General features: G+C 48.3%; 16 protein-coding genes. 7 read left to right on the top strand and 9 right to left on the bottom strand.

Features of this window, described 5'->3' with window-relative positions; all coding sequences use genetic code 11:
• Positions 1 to 129: 129 nt before the first annotated feature.
• On the top strand, positions 130 to 447 hold the full coding sequence (locus tag ACOMHB_RS17320) for a DUF29 family protein (protein WP_448217555.1): 318 nt from the start codon (positions 130 to 132) through the stop codon (positions 445 to 447).
• A 210-nt stretch (positions 448 to 657) separates the two neighbouring features.
• Here the strand turns inward: ACOMHB_RS17320 and ACOMHB_RS17315 are convergent, their stop codons facing one another.
• Positions 658 to 1029, bottom strand: coding sequence for a hypothetical protein (locus ACOMHB_RS17315; RefSeq protein WP_448217554.1), 372 nt, complete (start codon positions 1027 to 1029; stop codon positions 658 to 660).
• A 181-nt stretch (positions 1030 to 1210) separates the two neighbouring features.
• Between ACOMHB_RS17315 and ACOMHB_RS17310 the strand changes: the two genes are divergently transcribed.
• From ACOMHB_RS17310 to ACOMHB_RS17300, 3 genes are all read left to right on the top strand, one after another.
• Positions 1211 to 2455, top strand: a complete 1245-nt coding sequence (locus ACOMHB_RS17310) for a lipoprotein-releasing ABC transporter permease subunit (RefSeq protein WP_448217553.1) — start codon at positions 1211 to 1213, stop codon at positions 2453 to 2455.
• On the top strand, positions 2448 to 3143 hold the full coding sequence (locus ACOMHB_RS17305) for an ABC transporter ATP-binding protein (protein WP_448217552.1): 696 nt from the start codon (positions 2448 to 2450) through the stop codon (positions 3141 to 3143). Before ACOMHB_RS17310 ends, ACOMHB_RS17305 begins: the two co-directional genes overlap by 8 nt.
• Positions 3144 to 3338: 195 nt before the next feature.
• Entirely contained in the window at positions 3339 to 4703 is a 1365-nt protein-coding gene (locus ACOMHB_RS17300) for a leucyl aminopeptidase family protein (RefSeq protein WP_448217551.1), read from the top strand.
• 72 nt (positions 4704 to 4775) lie between these two features.
• Here the strand turns inward: ACOMHB_RS17300 and ACOMHB_RS17295 are convergent, their stop codons facing one another.
• The gene (locus tag ACOMHB_RS17295; protein WP_448217550.1) at positions 4776 to 5984 is read right to left on the bottom strand and encodes an MFS transporter; all 1209 of its coding nucleotides are present in this window, start codon (positions 5982 to 5984) and stop codon (positions 4776 to 4778) included.
• 34 nt (positions 5985 to 6018) lie between these two features.
• Positions 6019 to 6645, bottom strand: a complete 627-nt coding sequence (locus ACOMHB_RS17290; protein ID WP_448217549.1) for a hypothetical protein — start codon at positions 6643 to 6645, stop codon at positions 6019 to 6021.
• Positions 6646 to 7098: 453 nt separating this feature from the next.
• Between ACOMHB_RS17290 and ACOMHB_RS17285 the strand changes: the two genes are divergently transcribed.
• Positions 7099 to 7641, top strand: a complete 543-nt coding sequence (locus tag ACOMHB_RS17285; protein WP_448217548.1) for a hypothetical protein — start codon at positions 7099 to 7101, stop codon at positions 7639 to 7641.
• Positions 7642 to 7650: 9 nt separating this feature from the next.
• Complete coding sequence (locus ACOMHB_RS17280; RefSeq protein ID WP_448217547.1) at positions 7651 to 7947, top strand: DUF6482 family protein; 297 nt, start codon at positions 7651 to 7653, stop codon at positions 7945 to 7947.
• On the opposite strand, the gene ACOMHB_RS17275 is transcribed toward ACOMHB_RS17280, so the two are convergent.
• The 3 genes from ACOMHB_RS17275 to ACOMHB_RS17265 all read right to left on the bottom strand — a co-directional run bounded on the left by ACOMHB_RS17275 (position 7913) and on the right by ACOMHB_RS17265 (position 11001).
• Positions 7913 to 8206: a hypothetical protein gene (locus ACOMHB_RS17275; RefSeq protein WP_422441882.1), complete on the bottom strand. Its 294-nt coding sequence runs from the start codon at positions 8204 to 8206 to the stop codon at positions 7913 to 7915. The two genes, ACOMHB_RS17280 and ACOMHB_RS17275, sit on opposite strands and share 35 nt — an antisense overlap.
• A 220-nt stretch (positions 8207 to 8426) precedes the next feature.
• Entirely contained in the window at positions 8427 to 9758 is a 1332-nt protein-coding gene (locus ACOMHB_RS17270) for an acetyl-CoA hydrolase/transferase family protein (protein ID WP_448217546.1), read from the bottom strand.
• Between the two features lie 196 nt (positions 9759 to 9954).
• The gene (locus ACOMHB_RS17265; protein ID WP_422138386.1) at positions 9955 to 11001 is read right to left on the bottom strand and encodes an AraC family transcriptional regulator; all 1047 of its coding nucleotides are present in this window, start codon (positions 10999 to 11001) and stop codon (positions 9955 to 9957) included.
• Between the two features lie 1012 nt (positions 11002 to 12013).
• Here ACOMHB_RS17265 and sstT point away from each other — a divergent pair.
• Positions 12014 to 13264, top strand: a complete 1251-nt coding sequence (sstT, locus tag ACOMHB_RS17260; protein ID WP_422134353.1) for a serine/threonine transporter SstT — start codon at positions 12014 to 12016, stop codon at positions 13262 to 13264.
• Between the two features lie 72 nt (positions 13265 to 13336).
• Here sstT and katG read toward each other — a convergent pair whose 3' ends face one another.
• The 3 genes from katG to ACOMHB_RS17245 form a co-directional block, all read right to left on the bottom strand.
• Positions 13337 to 15517, bottom strand: coding sequence for a catalase/peroxidase HPI (katG, locus tag ACOMHB_RS17255; RefSeq protein ID WP_448217545.1), 2181 nt, complete (start codon positions 15515 to 15517; stop codon positions 13337 to 13339).
• Between the two features lie 340 nt (positions 15518 to 15857).
• A complete protein-coding gene (locus tag ACOMHB_RS17250) occupies positions 15858 to 16508 on the bottom strand; it encodes a DJ-1/PfpI family protein (RefSeq protein WP_448217544.1) in 651 nt (216 codons plus the stop codon).
• Between the two features lie 134 nt (positions 16509 to 16642).
• On the bottom strand, positions 16643 to 17581 hold the full coding sequence (locus ACOMHB_RS17245) for a hypothetical protein (RefSeq protein ID WP_448217543.1): 939 nt from the start codon (positions 17579 to 17581) through the stop codon (positions 16643 to 16645).
• Between the last annotated feature and the right edge of the window lie 157 nt (positions 17582 to 17738).

Below are 17738 nucleotides of genomic sequence, written 5' to 3'. Positions count from 1 at the left end.
AGGTCTGGGACAACTTTCTTACCGGCATTATTAATCTACCCTGTGAGGAAGTGCCCGACGTTGAGCCCAGAGATGAAGAGCTTGGCAGGGCCGAAATCGACGAGCTTTAACAGGATTTTCAGGAGGGAAATGATGAAAAGTTTGTACGAAATTGATTACTACAAGTGGTTGGAGCAGCAGGTATTTTTACTCAAAAATCGGGATTTTGAGCAGCTTGACCTGGACAATTCGCTTGAGGAGTTGGAGTCGAGCTTAATGAGTTGTAAGCGTGAATTGCGGTCTTACTTGAACGTATTGTTTTTGGATTTGCTCAAATATCATTACCAGAAAACCGTTTTGAATGACCCATGGGTGGAGGACAGGGTGGCCCATCTTTGGCTTGTTAGACAAACCTATTTTTCAATGAAAAGAAGAATAAAAAAGAAGCTTTGTTCTACAGTGCCATGATAAGACTGGTGATAAGTGTTCGATAACTGCTGAAGATAGTCAAAAAATCGTGTAAAACGATAGTGCATGATTATTGCTATCCACATGAAAAGATTGATAAACCCACAAGATAAAAGCCGGACGAAATTATAGCCTGATTATGCAGGCCTATTGGTGATATAAAAAGACGACTGTTTAAACACGGTCGCCAATTTTAGTGGTTTTCTCTGCTCAGGGCTGTCTGACAGCCGAATCAGTGGCGACAGCGGTTGGCTCGGCTTGTTGGAAGTTGGGGTGAACAACCGCTCGCAGAACGGTTTTACCTTCAAAATAAACGGTCATGTCCTGGTACTTCCAACTGGTAATTGCGGGCTTGCCAACCGTTTCAGATATTTCAGGTGGTCCCAGACGATCCTTGACGGAATCCATGCTTTGACCTCTTTCTGGCAACAGAACTGTGCTGCGAAGTTCAGCCGACTGACTGCCAACGGGCACCGCAATGGTGTCGGCGGGTTCTGCTGCAAAAGCATGCTGGTTGAAACTGACAAGACCCAACAAGGTCATGGATAGGGCTAATGACGATATTGTTAATAGATGTTTCATAACAAGCATACTTTTCTCGCTACTTTCTTATTCTCATGGGTTGGCTGCAACAGCTCTGCAGCCCCGGTTATTGTTATGGGAGACTGTCGCTTTTGCAAGGAAATGCAAACAGCCTTATTGTACCGGGCCGTTGGGGTTATAATAGCGAACTTCGCAACTATTGACGCCTCATAAATTCTAAATGTTCAGACCATTACCGTTTTTTGTCGGCCTCAGGTATACCCGGGCCAAACGAAGGAATCACTTTATTTCCTTTATTTCACTCATGTCGATGGTTGGGCTGACCCTGGGGGTCTGCGTACTGATTATTGTCATGTCTGTCATGAACGGTTTTGACCGGGAACTGAAACAGCGTATTCTGGGCATGGTTCCCCATGCCACCATTACCTCGGCATCCGGCGGCATGCACGACTGGCAGAATATTCTCGAACAGGTCTCCAGGCAGGAAGGGATTGTTGCTGCAGCTCCTTTTGTCGATGGTCAGGGGATGCTGACCAGTGGCAGTCAGGTTCGGGGGGCGATGGTTTTCGGGATTGATCCGGCCTACGAAAAGCAGGTTTCAATCGTTACTCAGCATATGGAGCAGGGATCTCTCGACAACCTAAAACCCGGTGAGTTTGGTATAGTGCTGGGTGAGATCATGGCCCAGTCCCTTGGTGTGACGCTTGGTGACAAGGTGACCATGGTTCTACCCGAGGCGAATGTGAACCTTGCCGGTGTTTTCCCCAGGCTCAAGCGTTTTACTGTGGTTGGTATCTTTTCAGTGGGCGCTGAAGTGGATGGCAGTCTGGCTTATATCAACATTCAGGACGCTGCACGATTCATGAGAGTCCCGGAAGGTGTTGAAGGCGTCCGGCTGAAAATGGAAAACCTGTTTGCTGCACCCAAACTGGCCTGGGATGTTGCCATTCAGCTGCCAGGTCGTTACTACGTGCAGGACTGGACTCGAACCCAGGGGCAACTGTTTCAGGCGATCCAGATGGAAAAAACCATGGTGGGCCTGCTGTTGACGTTGATTGTTGCGGTAGCGGCATTCAATATCGTTTCTACTCTGGTGATGGTGGTGACTGACAAGCAATCAGATATCGCTATTCTGAGAACACTGGGCGCCAGTCCGAAAACTATCATGGGTATCTTTATGGTACAGGGCTCTCTCATTGGTGTTGTGGGCACATTACTGGGGGTTGTACTCGGTATTATTGCTGCCTTGAACGTTTCTGAAATGATCTCAGCTCTTGAGTCCTCACTGGGTATCCAGTTCCTCAGTCCGGACGTTTATTTTATCAGTTATCTGCCTTCTGAATTGCAGTGGCGCGATGTTGCTGCCATCAGTATTGCAGGTCTTTCCATGAGTTTCCTGGCCACTCTGTATCCCGCCTGGAGAGCCTCTAAAACCCAGCCAGCAGAGGCACTTCGTTATGACTGAGTCAGTAAGAGCAATATTGGAGTGCAGGGCGCTTGCCAAAAGTTTTGATGAAGGCCCTGAAAAACTGGAAGTCTTGAAAGACTTGAACCTGGTCGTCGGTCCATCTGAAAGGTTAGCGGTGGTGGGCAGCTCCGGTTCAGGGAAGACGACATTACTGCAACTGCTGGCCGGACTGGATTGTCCTTCTTCCGGTGAAATCAAAGTCTGCGGCCATGACCTGTCGACGATGAAAGAGGCCCGGCAAAATGAGCTGAGAAATCGCCACCTCGGTTTTGTGTACCAGTTTCATCATCTGTTACCCGAGTTCACCGCCCTGGAAAATGTCTCTATGCCGCTGCTGCTGAGAAAGAAAATGCCCATCAGGCAGATTAAGGAGAGCGCCGAACGGCTGTTGGAAGCAGTGGGGTTGCTGGCAAGGGCCAAACATAAGCCCGCAGAATTATCCGGAGGTGAGCGTCAGCGTGTAGCCATTGCCAGAGCCCTGGTCGGCGAACCTGATCTGGTGTTTATGGATGAACCAACGGGTAACCTTGATCCTAACACTGCTGAAAAAGTGCACGGTTTAATGGCGACTCTCAGCAGAGAGTTCAAGACCAGTTTTATTGTGGTAACCCATGACATGAATCTTGCCAGGCAGATGGATCGAGTTTTTCGACTGGAGTCTGGCAGGTTGATTATGGATTCTTAAGCCTGCCGCAGCTCCAAAAACGCTATGCCCACTGGCATGGTTAATGTGGCTCTGATAGCATGGGGCAAACGGCAATATTGCGGTTTGCCCCATGCATCTGCTACCGCACAGGGTGTGCAGGCTGCCTCGATACTGAGTACCTTCTTTCGATATTGTTGTCTTTTAATTCCTTTTATTCCCAAATGGTAGAGACCTATGCTTTCCTATTTGCTGGCTGGTGACCACGGTATTCCTCTGACTCTGATTGAAACTTCAGATTATGATCGTTGGTTTGATGAGCAGTCAGAGCCTCTTCAGAACTGGCTGACCTGCACAGACTACAAAGGAAAAGGCATCAGTCTGATCCCCGGTGAAGAAGGTGTCATGGGGCAGGTCATTGTGGGGGTTGAAGATCTCTCCAGTCACTTTATCTGCGGTGATCTGGTCAATCAGCTGCCAGCCGGAGACTACAAACTTCAGGGGGATGAAAACCTGCTCAAACTGGCTGCATTCAGCTGGGGACTGGGTGCCTATCAGTTTAACCGCTACAAAAAAACTGATCAGAAAGAGTGTCCAAGGTTGATTCTGCCGAGCCAGGCTCAGGTTGAAGAAGCTGAAAAGTATGTTAAAGCGGTGGCTAGCGTTCGTGATCTGGTGAACACCCCGGCAGGTGATATGATGCCTGAGCATTTGGGCGAGGCAGTGGCAAAGCTGGCTGAAGAGTTCGGTGGCAAAGTCAGTCAGATTGTAGGTGATGAGCTGTTGGCCCAAAATTACCCCACCATTCATGCGGTAGGCCGTGCCAGTAGCCATGCGCCACGACTTATCGATATGACCTGGGGTGACGAGAAGCATCCATTGATTACTCTGGTGGGTAAGGGCGTCTGCTTCGACAGTGGTGGTCTGGACATGAAAGGCTCAGCGGGTATGCGCTTGATGAAAAAAGATATGGGCGGTGCCGCTCACGTCATTGGACTGGCGCGTTTGATTATGGACTTCAATCTGCCTGTTCGTCTGAGAATGCTGATTCCAGCCGTAGAAAATGCGGTTGCCGGCAATGCCCTGCGTCCCGGCGATGTTGTGAAAACCCGCCAGGGTCTGACAGTAGAAATTCACAACACCGATGCAGAAGGTCGTCTGGTTTTGTGTGAGGCTCTGACCGAGGCCAGTGCCGAAAATCCTGAAATGATTGTCGATTTCGCCACGCTGACTGGCGCCTGCCGTATAGCCCTGGGTACTGAAGTGGGTGGCTTTTATACCGACGATACGGCTTTGGCGTGTGAACTGATGCAGGCAGGTGATAAAACGGAGGACCCGGTCTGGCGCCTGCCGTTGCACAAGGGCTACAAATACATGCTTAAAAGCGAAATCGCTGACATGACCAACTGTGCCAGGGAGCCTTATGGGGGTTCTATTACTGCGGCACTCTACCTGCAGGAGTTTGTCGGCAAGGACATTCCCTGGGTTCACTTTGATATCATGGCCTGGAATATTCGTAATCAGCCAGGTCGTCCTGTAGGTGGAGAAGCTTTCGGGGTTCGTGCCATGTTTGAAGTACTGCTGGATCGCTACGGCCATTAATCTGACTGTTTGTCCCGTCCTGCAATCAATTGATTCAGGACGGGATAGCGGACGAGGCAATCTTTATTTTATTCAAGGCGAGGCTATCGTCGGTGTTTGACGCCTGGAGTCGTATTTTTTTAGTCTGAAACAGATCCAGTACATTAATCCGTAGAGCGTCATTGAACCCATTAATACTCCTTGCCAGGCGGCCTTCTGCCAGCAAGCGATCAGTAGAAATCCTCCCAGACTGCCTCCCAGATAATAAGCAACAAGATACAGTGCGCTAGCCGTAGCTTTGGCACGGGTTGCATGATGACTGACCCAGCCATAAGCCAGAGAGTGAACAAAGAATGCACCGGAACTGATCAGCAGCAATCCGATAATTACCGCCGTTAATTCCTGCAGGCTGGCGACCCATACGCCACTCATGCTCATAAATGTTCCGATCAACAGGCCCTGAGTAGTGGTGTGTTGCTTACGCCAGTGCCCACTGAGTCGGGAAGAGAGGGTGCCGCTCAGGTAGCAGAGAAAAATCAATGCAGTCCAGCCTGCGGGAAGAGAGTAGGGGGGAGCAATCAGTCTGAGACCTGTTACGGTGTATAGATTGACGAACAGGGCAAAGTTCAGTCCACCCATTAATACAGCCAGTGACAATTTCGGGTTTTGCAGGTGCCCGGCAATATTGTCGATGGCTTCCTTAACACTGAACCCGGGTTCTTGTTGAAAATGAACCGCCCTGGGCAATAACGCATAGACAATCAGCGCACACAGCAGGCTGAACAGCGCCATGGTCGCAACGGCTGTTTCCCAGTTCCACTGTTCGCAGACCAATCCCCCAAAGATACGACCACAGATTCCACCCAGGGAGTTAGCGCTGATATAAGTGCCGACAGCCATCGTAAGAGCGCTTTGGGTGAATTCTTCTGCCATATAGGCCACTGCTACGGCCGCAAAACCGGCCAGGGCGATGCCCAGAACTGCCCGGGTAACAATCATAACAGTCAGGCTGTTTGAAAGGAGGATACCCAGTCCTGTCAGAGGGATCAGCGCCAGGCTGATCATCATCACGGGGTAACGGCCCAGCTTTTCTGAAAGAATGGCCCAGGGCAACAGGGTCAGCGCCAGACCCGTAGTGCTTGCCGCCAGAAGGCTATTGGCCTTAAGTACAGAAACCGAGAATTGATCGGCCATGACCGGAATCAGTGGCTGAAACAGATACAGGTTGCAGAATATCAGGAACGATCCCAGTGCCAGGGCAAAGCAGGCTTTTCGATAAGCAGGTGTGGCAAGATCGATCATGTTATTACTTCTGTCAGGTGCTCAATCGTTCATTCTACAAGTCAATTTCTTCTGAGCTTATAGATTTCTGGAATGCTAATTTATCTGTATTTAACCAAGCTGTTGATTCACAATTCCATCCCGGAATACAAAAATCTTCTGTGCAATGCACAGCATCAAACTCGGTAGCTACTCGTTCCCAGTCGATATAATCATCATTTTCTGCATGGGGGAAGTTTTTCACTAAATTTTCATATTTTTCAAAGGAATCAATCTTTAATATTTTTGCCGTTTCTGAAACTTTAAACTGAGCAGCATCGTTTCCTAACCAGAATCTCAAACTATTTTCTCTACACCACTCTATCCAGGCAGTTGTACTTTTATTGTTTGTGGCGTCTTTTTTTAGAGTGGAGGTCCAAAAAGCATTATCAGGTTTATCTGATGGTATTCTCAGCCACAATGGGAATGCGTTATCTTTAGTGGTAGAAGAACTAAGTATGTGTCCGTTTTTTACTTTTGCCACTTTTCTGGTGGTGATTAATCTTTGCAAATCAAAGTATTCATTACCTCTGGGTATAAACACCTGAGATGAATGATAATCTTCAGACGTCGTAACTTGACTGGTTGCAGCACAGGCTTGAAAGTTTGTTGACCCAAAGGGCTGGATAGGGGCTGAATTCACAGTATATTCCTTTCATGTTTTCTCTCTAGAGTGCTCATTCATCATAAAGTTCATAACAATCTTGTTAGCGCATCTAACGTATGCTTCCAGTTCGTTCCGGTGCTTCGCCTTCATCACCCGACGCCCCTCTGGCTCAGGTTTGAATTGAGCGTTGAATTTGAAACCAGTGTAAGAATGAAGACGATCGTGCTATAACCCCAATGTCTGAGCCCATCACGCAAAGTAAATACCAAATTTTTGTGACTTTCACTAAGTCGGTAAAACTGGAAATTGTCATGGTCTGGCGAAAAAAAGTGACCTCTCTGGCCGACCGAACCTTCAGGGAGTTTGTCAAGGAAAGGTGCGCCAAAAAGCCCTGATGCTTTCTAAGTGATCTAAATTCGCCAATCATCCGTAATAGCTCTAATATTGAGTTTTGAGACCTTACTTAATCACCGCAAGAAGGTGTTTTGTATGTTAAGAGTACTCTATCGTCTGCCTGACCTCGCCTTCGCCCAAAAGCTGAACGACCTTGCCGAAGCTGAAGGGGTCTCTCACAATCGAATCCACATCGCTCACAAAGATCATCTGGCGACGCAGAAAAAGCATTTGAATGATCTGTCCTTTATCGAAGAATACGACACGGTTCGTTCAGGTGAGAGAGGTTTTCTCATTGGTATCCTGCTGACAGTACTGACCGGCCTTGCGGTCCATGAATTAATGGCTGCGCATCCGGTTGCCCCGGTGGTCACTTTTTTCGCATGCATGGTGGTACTGGGTTACTCGACTTGGCTGGGGGGGTTGATCGGCGCTTCCAGTGACAACTTCAGGCTCCAGCCTTTCCATGATCACCTTGAACAGGGTGGCTCTGTAGTCATGCTGGATGTTGAATCCAATTCTGTTTCTAAACTGATGCGCGTCATCGCAATTCACATTCCTGAGGCGGAACCGGCTGGCAGAAGCCAAAGGCTGGACAACCCCTTCATGGGATCCTGGTTACTCAGAAAACATTCGTGAGGCAAGGTTATGAATCTGAAAACACTGACTGCCGTTGTTCGCCAAAAGCAGACACATCTGGAGCTGATTTCGGCTGAAGGTGACATCTATTTGTGCCGGATTAACGACAGGGAATGGCTTACCGAGCATGCAGAAAATAAGCCCAAAGTCTTTCACAGCATTTTCGAGGCCAAATACACTTTAGGCAAGGATCTGTCGGATCAACTGGATATGGTGATGTCTTCAGCCTATGACGAAATGATCAGCTCAGGCGATTCCGGTGAAGGTAAAACTATCCGTCATGGGCTTTTAAAAATTGATCGATAGCCCGACACCATTGATCGCTTGATCGATCAGGCAACAGGTTCTGATCTCGTAAGTTGAGTCTGAATTCCACAACGGAGCGCCATTCCGTGGAGCCGGGATCAGGGCCGTGTCCCATGCCATCGCCTGTGGGTACTCTCGACTCTGCATACTCATACCAGCTTTCGGTACACATCGACTTTTCTTCTGGTCGACCATGATAAGAACACCCCGTCAGAAACAAGCCGATGACTAGCCCTGCCAGAAGATTGTGAGACTGCATCGCCTGCCCTCCTCCGTTTATTGAATCCCCGCTAAAAACCCCGTAATCATCACCGAGGACGTGAAGGCGGGGATCTGAGCCAGGCTTGCAAAGCAAGCCTCTGGAGCTATTCTACAATGGTCGTCTCTTCAGAGACGATAGCATTCTCCAATTTAAAAGCCTAAGCATCGATCGACCTTTGCAGAATTAATCAAGGTTCGCAGAAGAGAAAATGTCCGTTTTAGTCGATCAGACCTGCTTCACGTGCCTGGGCAGTGAGGGGCTCGCGGAAATCCGGATGAGAGATGGCAATCAGGGCTGCAGTACGGTCTTTGAGGGGTTTGTTGTGCACGTCGGCAACACCGTACTCTGTGACAATGAACATAGCGTCACTGCGTGGTGTGGTCACCGGTGTTCCGGCGGGCAGGGTCAGTTGAATGCGGGATTCCAGGCCGTTTTTGCCTTTGAAGACAGACGACAGGGCGATAAAGGACTTACCACCTTTGGACATGCCAGCGCCGCGAACAAAATCAAGCTGACCACCTGTGCATGAAATCTGGTTCAGACCAACACCTTCAGCCGCAATCTGGCCGGTCAGGTCGCACATCAGAGCTCCGTTGATGGAAATGAAATTATCCTGTTTAGCTATTTCTTCCGGCCTGTTCAGCGTTGACAGGGGCATGACATGGGTGTCGTCGTTGTTATCCAGAAAATCCAGAAGGTCCCGACTTCCTACAGCCAGTCCGTAAACCAGTTTGTTTTTGTCAATGGTTTTATTGCTGTTATCAATAGCGCCAATTTTAATCAGGTGCAGCAGGGAGTCTGTCATCATTTCCGAATGCACGCCCAGATTCTTTTTGTTTTCCAAACCATAGGCAACCGCATCTGAGAGTCCGCCAAAACCGATCTGAATGGTGTCTCCATCATTAATGTAAGGCAGAATGTGGCTCGCAATACTCTGTTCCAGTTCGCTTGGCTGGGCCTGTGGCGCGAAGGGCAGTTCGTGATTGCATTCAACCAGTTTGTCAATCTGGTCTACATGAACAAAGTTACTTTCACCTTTAAGATAGGGTACCTGGTCGTTAACAACCACGATCACCTTTTCGGCATTTTCGACCACGCTGTCGCCTAACAGGGCACCGATATGACCCAGACTCATAAAGCCATTTTCATCAGGTCGGGAAACTTCCATCAACAGAACATTCGGCTTCATGATGTTTTTCATAAAGCTCTGCGTCTGGGAAAAATGCACAGAATTAATCTTTATATTGCCATGAGGTCCCAGAAATTTTCTCTCCAGTGGCCCGGTAAATAAACAGTTGTAATTGATGTGGCCTTTAAATTGTGCCTTGAGAAAATCAAAAGGAAACATTAATAGTGCGCCGAACAATTCAACGTCTTTCAATTCATCTTTACGATGACAAAGCTGTTTAAGAACCGGGATAGCAACACCATTGGCACCACCAATCCAAACCCTGTCCCCGGACTGGATTTCATTTGCCGCACTTTCCAGGGGTGACCATTTACGATCGTAGGTTGATTGCCAGTTTTTGATATCAAATTGAGCAGTCATAGTGACTCCTTTTTTATTTGCACAGAGTGACCCGCCCCGAAAATATCTGTAACTCAGGGTCTTGTCTGGTAACGTTGAGGTCTTCACTTTACATCAATGTTCCATCAAAAACTTGGCAGAGTGCGCCATGTACTTGTTTGTTACCGACTGTCAATAAAGGGTTTGATTTGAGCCATATTTCGTACCGTTTTTATTTTTAAACGTTGAAGGATTGGACATTGTGGTACTGCCTTGGCGACAAACCTGTCCAGCTTTTAAACGCTCTGGAAAAACTGCTCAAATCGCCAAACCCTAACTCATAGGCGACAGTGGAAAGGGGCGTATCGCCGGACTCAATCAGGGCAATCGCTTTTTCATGGCGTATTTTGTTAACCAGTTCCCGGTAACTCAGCCCCAGCTCTGTCAGTTTTCTCTGGAATGTACGACTGCTCATATTCATCAGGCTTGCCATTTCACCAGTCGTTGGCGGTATAAGCGGGCTCAACTCCAGGAGTGAGCGACTGACTTTTAAAACAAGGTTGCTTTTTTCGATCATTAACAGCTTTTTCTGAACCAGTGATTCATTTGCCTGAAGCAGCTCTGGGTCAGAGGTGCGCAGAGGCTGATCCAGTGCATCAACACTGAATTCTATGCGAAACTGAGACATGGAGAATTTCAGAGTACTTTCCAATTTCCCCTCAAGTCTTTTGTGGTATGTCGGTTGTTCAAATGGCAGGTGTATCGTGATTTTGGCTTCATTGTCCCAGCGTATTACCCTGGTAACAGCTGAAACCAGGGCCATCATGCCATGTGTGGTCAGGTTGACCTGTTTATCGAGAGCATCACTGTCAATTAATAATAATGTGGCTGTCCCGGCTTTTTCATTGAAGATGATTCGGGTAGTTGTCGTGACCAATGATTGATACATCTCCAGTTTTTCAATTCGTTGCCTGAGTGATGCAGCACTCCATAAGACGATACCCAGCGACTTGATATCAAGCGGTTGGAGTGAAAGCCCCAGATCGACCGGTAACAGCGGGTTATCAGTTTGCTCCACGGCCCAGTAGAGCAGCCTGCGAGCGCCATCAACCGGGACTGGCCTGTCGCAGTATGACCAGCTTTCAAGAGGAATATTGAAATGCTCGGGAGGTAATGGATCCACCCCATGTTTCTGTAATTGCAGATTAATCAGGTCAAACCAGCGTCCACTGACCGTTCCGCGGTATTTATTAATCACTTCCGATGATGAATCGTTAAAAGACATTTTACGGTACATAAATTTCCGGTTCGTTGAAGAGGTGTGCTGGTAAACGTGCAAACTTGATGGATTAAACTTTCAACCTGGTCTGGGGGGCGACTGGCAGTCCAGCGACGAAAGGCGCATGAAGTTCCGGCGTGTTTGCCATTGTGGTAATGTTTGCATCACTGTCGTTCGGCACTTTTAATGCCTGTTTCAGATTATACCGCTCAAAAAGAGACTTGAAACGGATACTTTCGTGATTCAAACAACGAGCTAATTTCCTTTGGCTGTGATTGCTTTTTCGGCAGAAGACAGTGTCAGAGAGCGAATATACCTATTGTTCATGTGATTTACTGATTAATGTCTCGAGGGAAACCCTTCCCATTACCGTTCAATCCACAATGACGTGTCATCCCGGACTCTCTATCCTCACTGCTGAGTTCAATAAATGAACAGGAAAAAAGCTTTAAAGGCCAATAAACGATGGGTAAAGCTGATTTTTATCCCACGCATAAAGATCAACAGGGTCAGGGGCAAAGTGACTCAATGCCTCCACTGAAATGACCACTGAGCCAGCTGGCGGAAAAGTAATAGTGAACTTACTCTGTAGAATAACGGTCTAAATATATAACTTATATCAATAATGCAGAGGGCCTGATCCATTAGTTTTGGGCACTTGATTTGTGTGAACTGCTTATAAAATGATCGCCCGATAGGTGATTTCCGTTATATCTAGGAGCCTGACCGAGAATAGCGCCCGTAGCGAGGACGGCAGAAAATTGAGGATGAAAATTCGGTTTTGTGAGGAGAATAGCGAGCTATTTGACGAACAAAAGCGGATTTTCAGACCAATTTGCTGCCGCCGCAGTAGGGCAGTCTATTCTCGGTCAGGCTCCTAGGGGCCTTTCAGACGAGGGGAATGGTACGGAAAGATTGATGAGCAAACAGCCAAAAGCCGGGAGCTCAGCCTTTCCCCGATCGTCAACTGATTGTCTGAAAGGGCGTCAATTTCATTATAAATAAAGTGGGGTATGGTATGGGTGAAACTCAATCTCTATTCGAACGCATGGCCAGCACGAGCCTGGTTCTGAGGATAATCGCAGGTATTGTAATGGGGGCAGGCCTTGGGGTCGTCGCTCCTGATACCGCTATCTCTTTCTCTTTGCTGGGTTCTCTGTTCGTTGGTTCCCTCAAAGCAATAGCACCTGTTCTGGTCTTTGTGCTAGTGGTGGCTTCTATTGCCAACCAGAAGAAAGGTCAGCACACCAACATGAGGCCCATCATCAGCCTCTACCTGATCGGCACCCTGGCGGCCTCTCTGACGGCCGTTGCCATGAGCTTTGCTTTTCCGGTTACTCTCACTCTGGTCACTAATGAAGCCAGTGCCAACCCGCCCCAGGGCATTGGTGAAGTTCTGAACACCCTGTTGTTCAACATTGTCCAGAATCCCGTTGAAGCTCTGATGACCGGTAATTTTATCGGTATTCTGACATGGGCTATCGCACTGGGGCTTGCTCTGCATCGTGCTTCTGATAGCACCAAGCGTTTTATTCATGACCTTTCCGATGCGGTATCCAACGTCGTTCGGTTTGTTATCCAGCTGGCACCTTTTGGTATCTTCGGTCTGGTCGCCAACACCATAGCCCAGACTGGTTTCTCTGCTCTGGCTGAGTACGGGCAGCTGTTGATGGTTCTGATCGGTTGTATGCTGATTATTGCGCTGGTCGTGAACCCGCTGATCGTGTTCGCCAAACTCAGGCGCAACCCATACCCACTGATTTTCCAATGCCTGCGTGAAAGTGGTGTAACCGCATTTTTCACCCGTAGCTCCGCCGCTAACATTCCAGTGAACATGGAGCTTTGCAAAAAGTTGAACCTGCATGAGGATACATACTCTGTATCCATTCCTCTGGGAGCGACCATCAACATGGCGGGCGCTGCCATCACCATCACTGTAATGACTCTTGCTGCTGTCAATACTCTGGGTATCCAGGTGGACATGCCAACGGCTCTGATTCTGAGTCTGATTGCTGCTGTGTCTGCCTGCGGCGCCTCAGGTGTGGCAGGTGGCTCTTTGCTGCTGATTCCTCTGGCTTGCAGCCTGTTCGGCATCTCTGCTGATGTGGCTATGCAGGTTGTTGCCGTTGGTTTTATTATCGGTGTTATCCAGGATTCTGCTGAAACGGCATTGAACAGTTCAACCGACGTTTTGTTCACTGCTGCAGCCTGTATCTCTGCTGAAGAGAATGGTCAGGCTGTCGATGTCATCCGGCAAGCTAATGCCTGAGACTGAAGTATTTTTCAGTACTTAAAAAAAACCGCCAGCTGATTCTGGCGGTTTTTGTATTGGTTGAAGCAATCAGGAATCCCTAAGGTCGAACCGGTCAAGATCCATCACTTTCAGCCAGGCGGCAGCGAAGTCGTGAACAAACTTCTCACCGGCGTCGTCCGAACCATAGACTTCGGCTACTGCACGGAGTTCGGAGTTTGAGCCAAAAATCAGATCTACCCGGGTTGCGCTCCACTGACTGGCTCCGGTAGCACGATCATGGCCTTCGAAAATATTTTCATCCACCGATGTAGCTTTCCACTCAATGTCCATATTCAGCAGATTGATAAAGAAATCATTGCTCAGGGCATCTGATTTTGAGGTGAAAACCCCATGCTGACTCTGGTCGCTGTTAGTATTCAGAACACGCATGCCACCAACAAGTACCGTCATTTCAGGGATAGTCAGGGTCAACAGCTGCGCCTTGTCGATTAAAAGTGCCTCTGCAGAAACATCCGTGGTATTTTTCTGATAGTTTCTGAAGCCGTCTGCTGTCGGCTCCAGTAGCCGGAAGCTCTGAACATCCGTTTGTTGCTGCGACGCGTCCATACGACCAGGGTTGAATTTCAGGTCAATAGCGTAGCCTGCATTTTTAGCAGACTGTTCAACAGCGGCACAACCACCCAGGACAATCAGGTCGGCCAGGGAAATCTTTTTGTTACCTGATTGAGAACCATTGAACGCTTGCTGGATATCTTCAAGCTGCTGCAGAACGCGAGTAAGTTGTTCTGGCCTGTTGACCTCCCAACTTTTCTGGGGCTCCAGCCGGATTCTGGCGCCATTGGCGCCACCACGCATATCCGAACCTCTGAAGGTTGAGGCAGAAGCCCAGGCGGTTGATACCAGTTCACTGATTGAGAGAGTAGAACCCAGAATCTGTTGCTTGAGCGCAGCCTGATCCTCCCTATTGATCAGTTCATGATCAACAGAAGGAATGGGGTCTTGCCAGATCATTACTTCGCTGGGCACTTCCGGACCCAGGTAGCGTGAAATGGGTCCCATGTCCCGATGAGTCAGCTTAAACCAGGCTCGGGCAAAGGCATCGGCAAACTGATCCGGATGTTCATAAAAGTTTCTGGATATCTTTTCATAAGCTGCGTCAAAACGAAGTGACAGATCGGTAGTCAGCATGGTGGGCTGATGACGTTTTGTTGGATCATGGGCATCAGGAATAGTGTCTTCACTGTCTTTGGCCACCCATTGATAGGCTCCGGCCGGACTTTTGGTCAGTTCCCATTCGTGTTGGAACAGATTTTCAAAATACAGGTTGCTCCACTGGGTTGGCTGGCTGGTCCAGGTCACTTCCGGACCACCCGTAATGGTATCGCCGGCTTTTCCAGATCCATGGCTGCTGCTCCATCCCAGTCCCTGCTCGGTTATGTCTGCTGCTTCGGGTTCAGGACCGACCAGAGATGGGTCACCCGCCCCGTGACACTTGCCAAAAGTATGGCCACCTGCAATCAGGGCAACGGTCTCCTCATCGTCCATCGCCATGCGTGCAAAAGTACTCCGGATTTCCATAGCAGCAGCTTTTGGGTCAGGATTGCCATTAGGACCTTCGGGGTTAACATAGATCAGGCCCATCTCGACGGCGGCCAGTGGCTTTTCCAGATTACGTTCACCGATGTGGCGCTCGTCTCCCAGCCAGGTTTTCTCGTTGCCCCAGTAAATATCTTTTTCTGATTCCCAGATATCTACTCGCCCGCCGGCAAAGCCAAAGGTTTTAAAGCCCATTGTTTCCAGAGCCACATTACCTGCCAGAATCAGCAGGTCAGCCCAGGACAGTTTTCGGCCGTATTTCTGTTTAACAGGCCAGAGCAAACGACGGGCCTTGTCGAGATTGGCATTATCTGGCCAACTGTTAAGGGGGGCAAAACGCTGGCTACCCGTTCCTGCACCACCACGGCCATCAAGATTGCGATAGGTTCCGGCACTGTGCCAGGCCATCCGGACAAAGAGAGGACCATAATGACCAAAGTCGGCGGGCCACCAGGACTGGGAGTCGGTCATCAGTGATGTGAGGTCGGTCTTGACCGCCCCGAAATCCAGGCTGTTGAACTCAGCCGCATAATCGAAATGCGCACCCATCGGGTTTGAAGCACTACCGTGTTGACGCAGGATTTCCAGATTTAATCGATTGGGCCACCAATCCTGGTTGGAAGTACCACTGCCAGCGGCATGATGCATAATAGGACATTGATTAACAGACATACAAAGCCTCCGATTCGTTCCTGTAGAAACGCAGAACAAACTTCTTAAGGTCAAGGTAGCCGTTTAGAAAGTGTCAGAGAGGTCGCCTGACTAGGACGAGGCCACCCAGATGCAGTCGGACTTAAGTCAAAAGGATCGGATGGTTGTGAAGTTTAAGAGCCATTGGCTGTGTAAGCAAATGAAACAGTGACTTCATTTGAGTAAGGTTTTAGTCTCAGTCAATCACTGCTTCAATAAGTTCCGGATCAATGATCAAAGTCCCTGAGCAAGCTGAACTGACCGAGGCATGAAACTTTGCGATCAAACGACCAGATGGTTTTGCATCGAAACCCGTAAGTACTCAACCATAGGAAATCATATTTTCTGACTCATTGCTCAGGCGCTCGCGGCAACTGCTCCTGCGTTGCTCTGGCTCCTGCATCCATACAAAGTCCATCTGTCTTGCAGTTTTCTCGGCAAGTTCCTGACTGTGCAGCAAACTCACCAGGGAAAGACTCATATCGATTCCGGCTGTAATACCGGCTGATGTCATGATAGAGCCGTCTTTTACCCAGCGCTGGTCAGAGACCACAAGCAGTTGTGGATAATGTTGCCTCAGGTCAGGAATATCTTCCCAGTGAGTAGTGACTTTCTGATCGGTTAGAATGCCCGCTTCGGCCAGGATAAAAGCGCCAGTGCAAACGGATGTTGTCATGTGTGCACTGGCTGAAAAAGTTCGAAGCCAGTCCAGTACCTGAGGCTTTTTCAATTCAGCATGATGGACACCGCCAACCACCATCAGTAAGTCAACAGGGGGGTGATTGTAGAACCCATAGTCAGGGTTCACGCTGTATCCGGCTCGGGCAGTAACGGTTTCACCAGTCTCTCCTATCAGAAAGACATTAAAAGGCTCGCCGTCTGCACAGACCCGGCTGGCTGTTGAAAACACTTCATAAGGACCGGAAAAATCCAGTACTTCTGCATTGTCGTATATATAGATGGCAATGTTCATGGATTCTTATTCTTGATTTGAGTGCTATTCAGTTTCTCGAATATAAAGAGGCCCGGCCAGCGAGACAAGCGATAAAATAAAAAAATATGTCTTGGAGAATTTCGAACCCCTCGCAGCACTCAAAGTCACTGACTTCAAAGCCCATCTTTTGTCACCAGATTTTTGTCTGAATTTCGGCTCAAAAAGGACATCAGTTGTTCTAAATTCGGATTTGCGAACAGGGTAAACAGGACGCGTTCACAGGATTCCCCTGCAACCAGACTCATCTTGTTCACTTTGTGTTCCGACCAGAGGTTCTCGAAAAAAAAGCAGCCACTTTCTGGATAGGAATACGTTTTGACCGTTTCAGGAATGTAGCTTGGCGTATAAAAAAACTTAGAATAAAGTCTGGAAAAAAACGTTTCTTGTGCGCGTTCAGCAAAAGACAGCTCTCCGCCGGAGTATGTACCGTTTTCCTGCTCGCATGGCGAAACGACTGTTAACATTGATAAACTGGTCCAGTCATAATGCCAACCCAGATGCGATATTTCCGGGAAGTCTGAATTAAGCGTATATTTTAGTATGCTGGCGTGAAATGGCACTCTCTGATCGGACCAATTGCCTAGTTGAGCCATTTTTTCCAGGCTGGAACAGGTGAGATCAGCCACTGATTCAGTGACATTTTTTTTCTCAAGATAGGCTCTCACCTGATCTTCGTCAGCTAATTTACAAGACCTGTCAAATGCGATAACGGGTGCCAGCATTTCACCTGAACAAAATGCCCCGAGCACTGGCACATTATAGCGATCCTTGTGGGGACTGCTGTCCAGGAAATTTGGGTAGTATTTCATTTCTTTTTCATGGGCCAGATCCTCTAATCTGTTATCGACAAAGGCATCAAAGCTTCTGGCTTCTTTTGCGTCCTTGCATACCTTAAGCATTAAGTTTTTATCTAAAAAGTTATCGTATCTGGCAATAAACCGGCCACTAAATGTTGGTTGAGTGGTATCCCCTGTCTCTTGACCGATTTTAGCGCGCCATTGGTCGAGCAGTCTGTTATTGTTTCCTGGCTGAATCCTTGCTTGTATCATCATCAAGTCCTCCTTGAAAAATTAAATGGTCAACCTCTCTAACTTGGTACAAATGTTCTGATCAGTCTTAAAATTAGACATTGGCAGTTATGAAAAAGTTCCATGCTGATTTCAACGGCGTTTTGCATCTCTTCCATATCTTTTGGAGATAGGTTGTCAT

This window comes from Endozoicomonas sp. 2B-B (assembly GCF_053470045.1).
The sequence above is the reverse complement of the archived record's forward strand: the minus strand, read 5'-3'. Positions and strand labels throughout refer to the sequence as shown.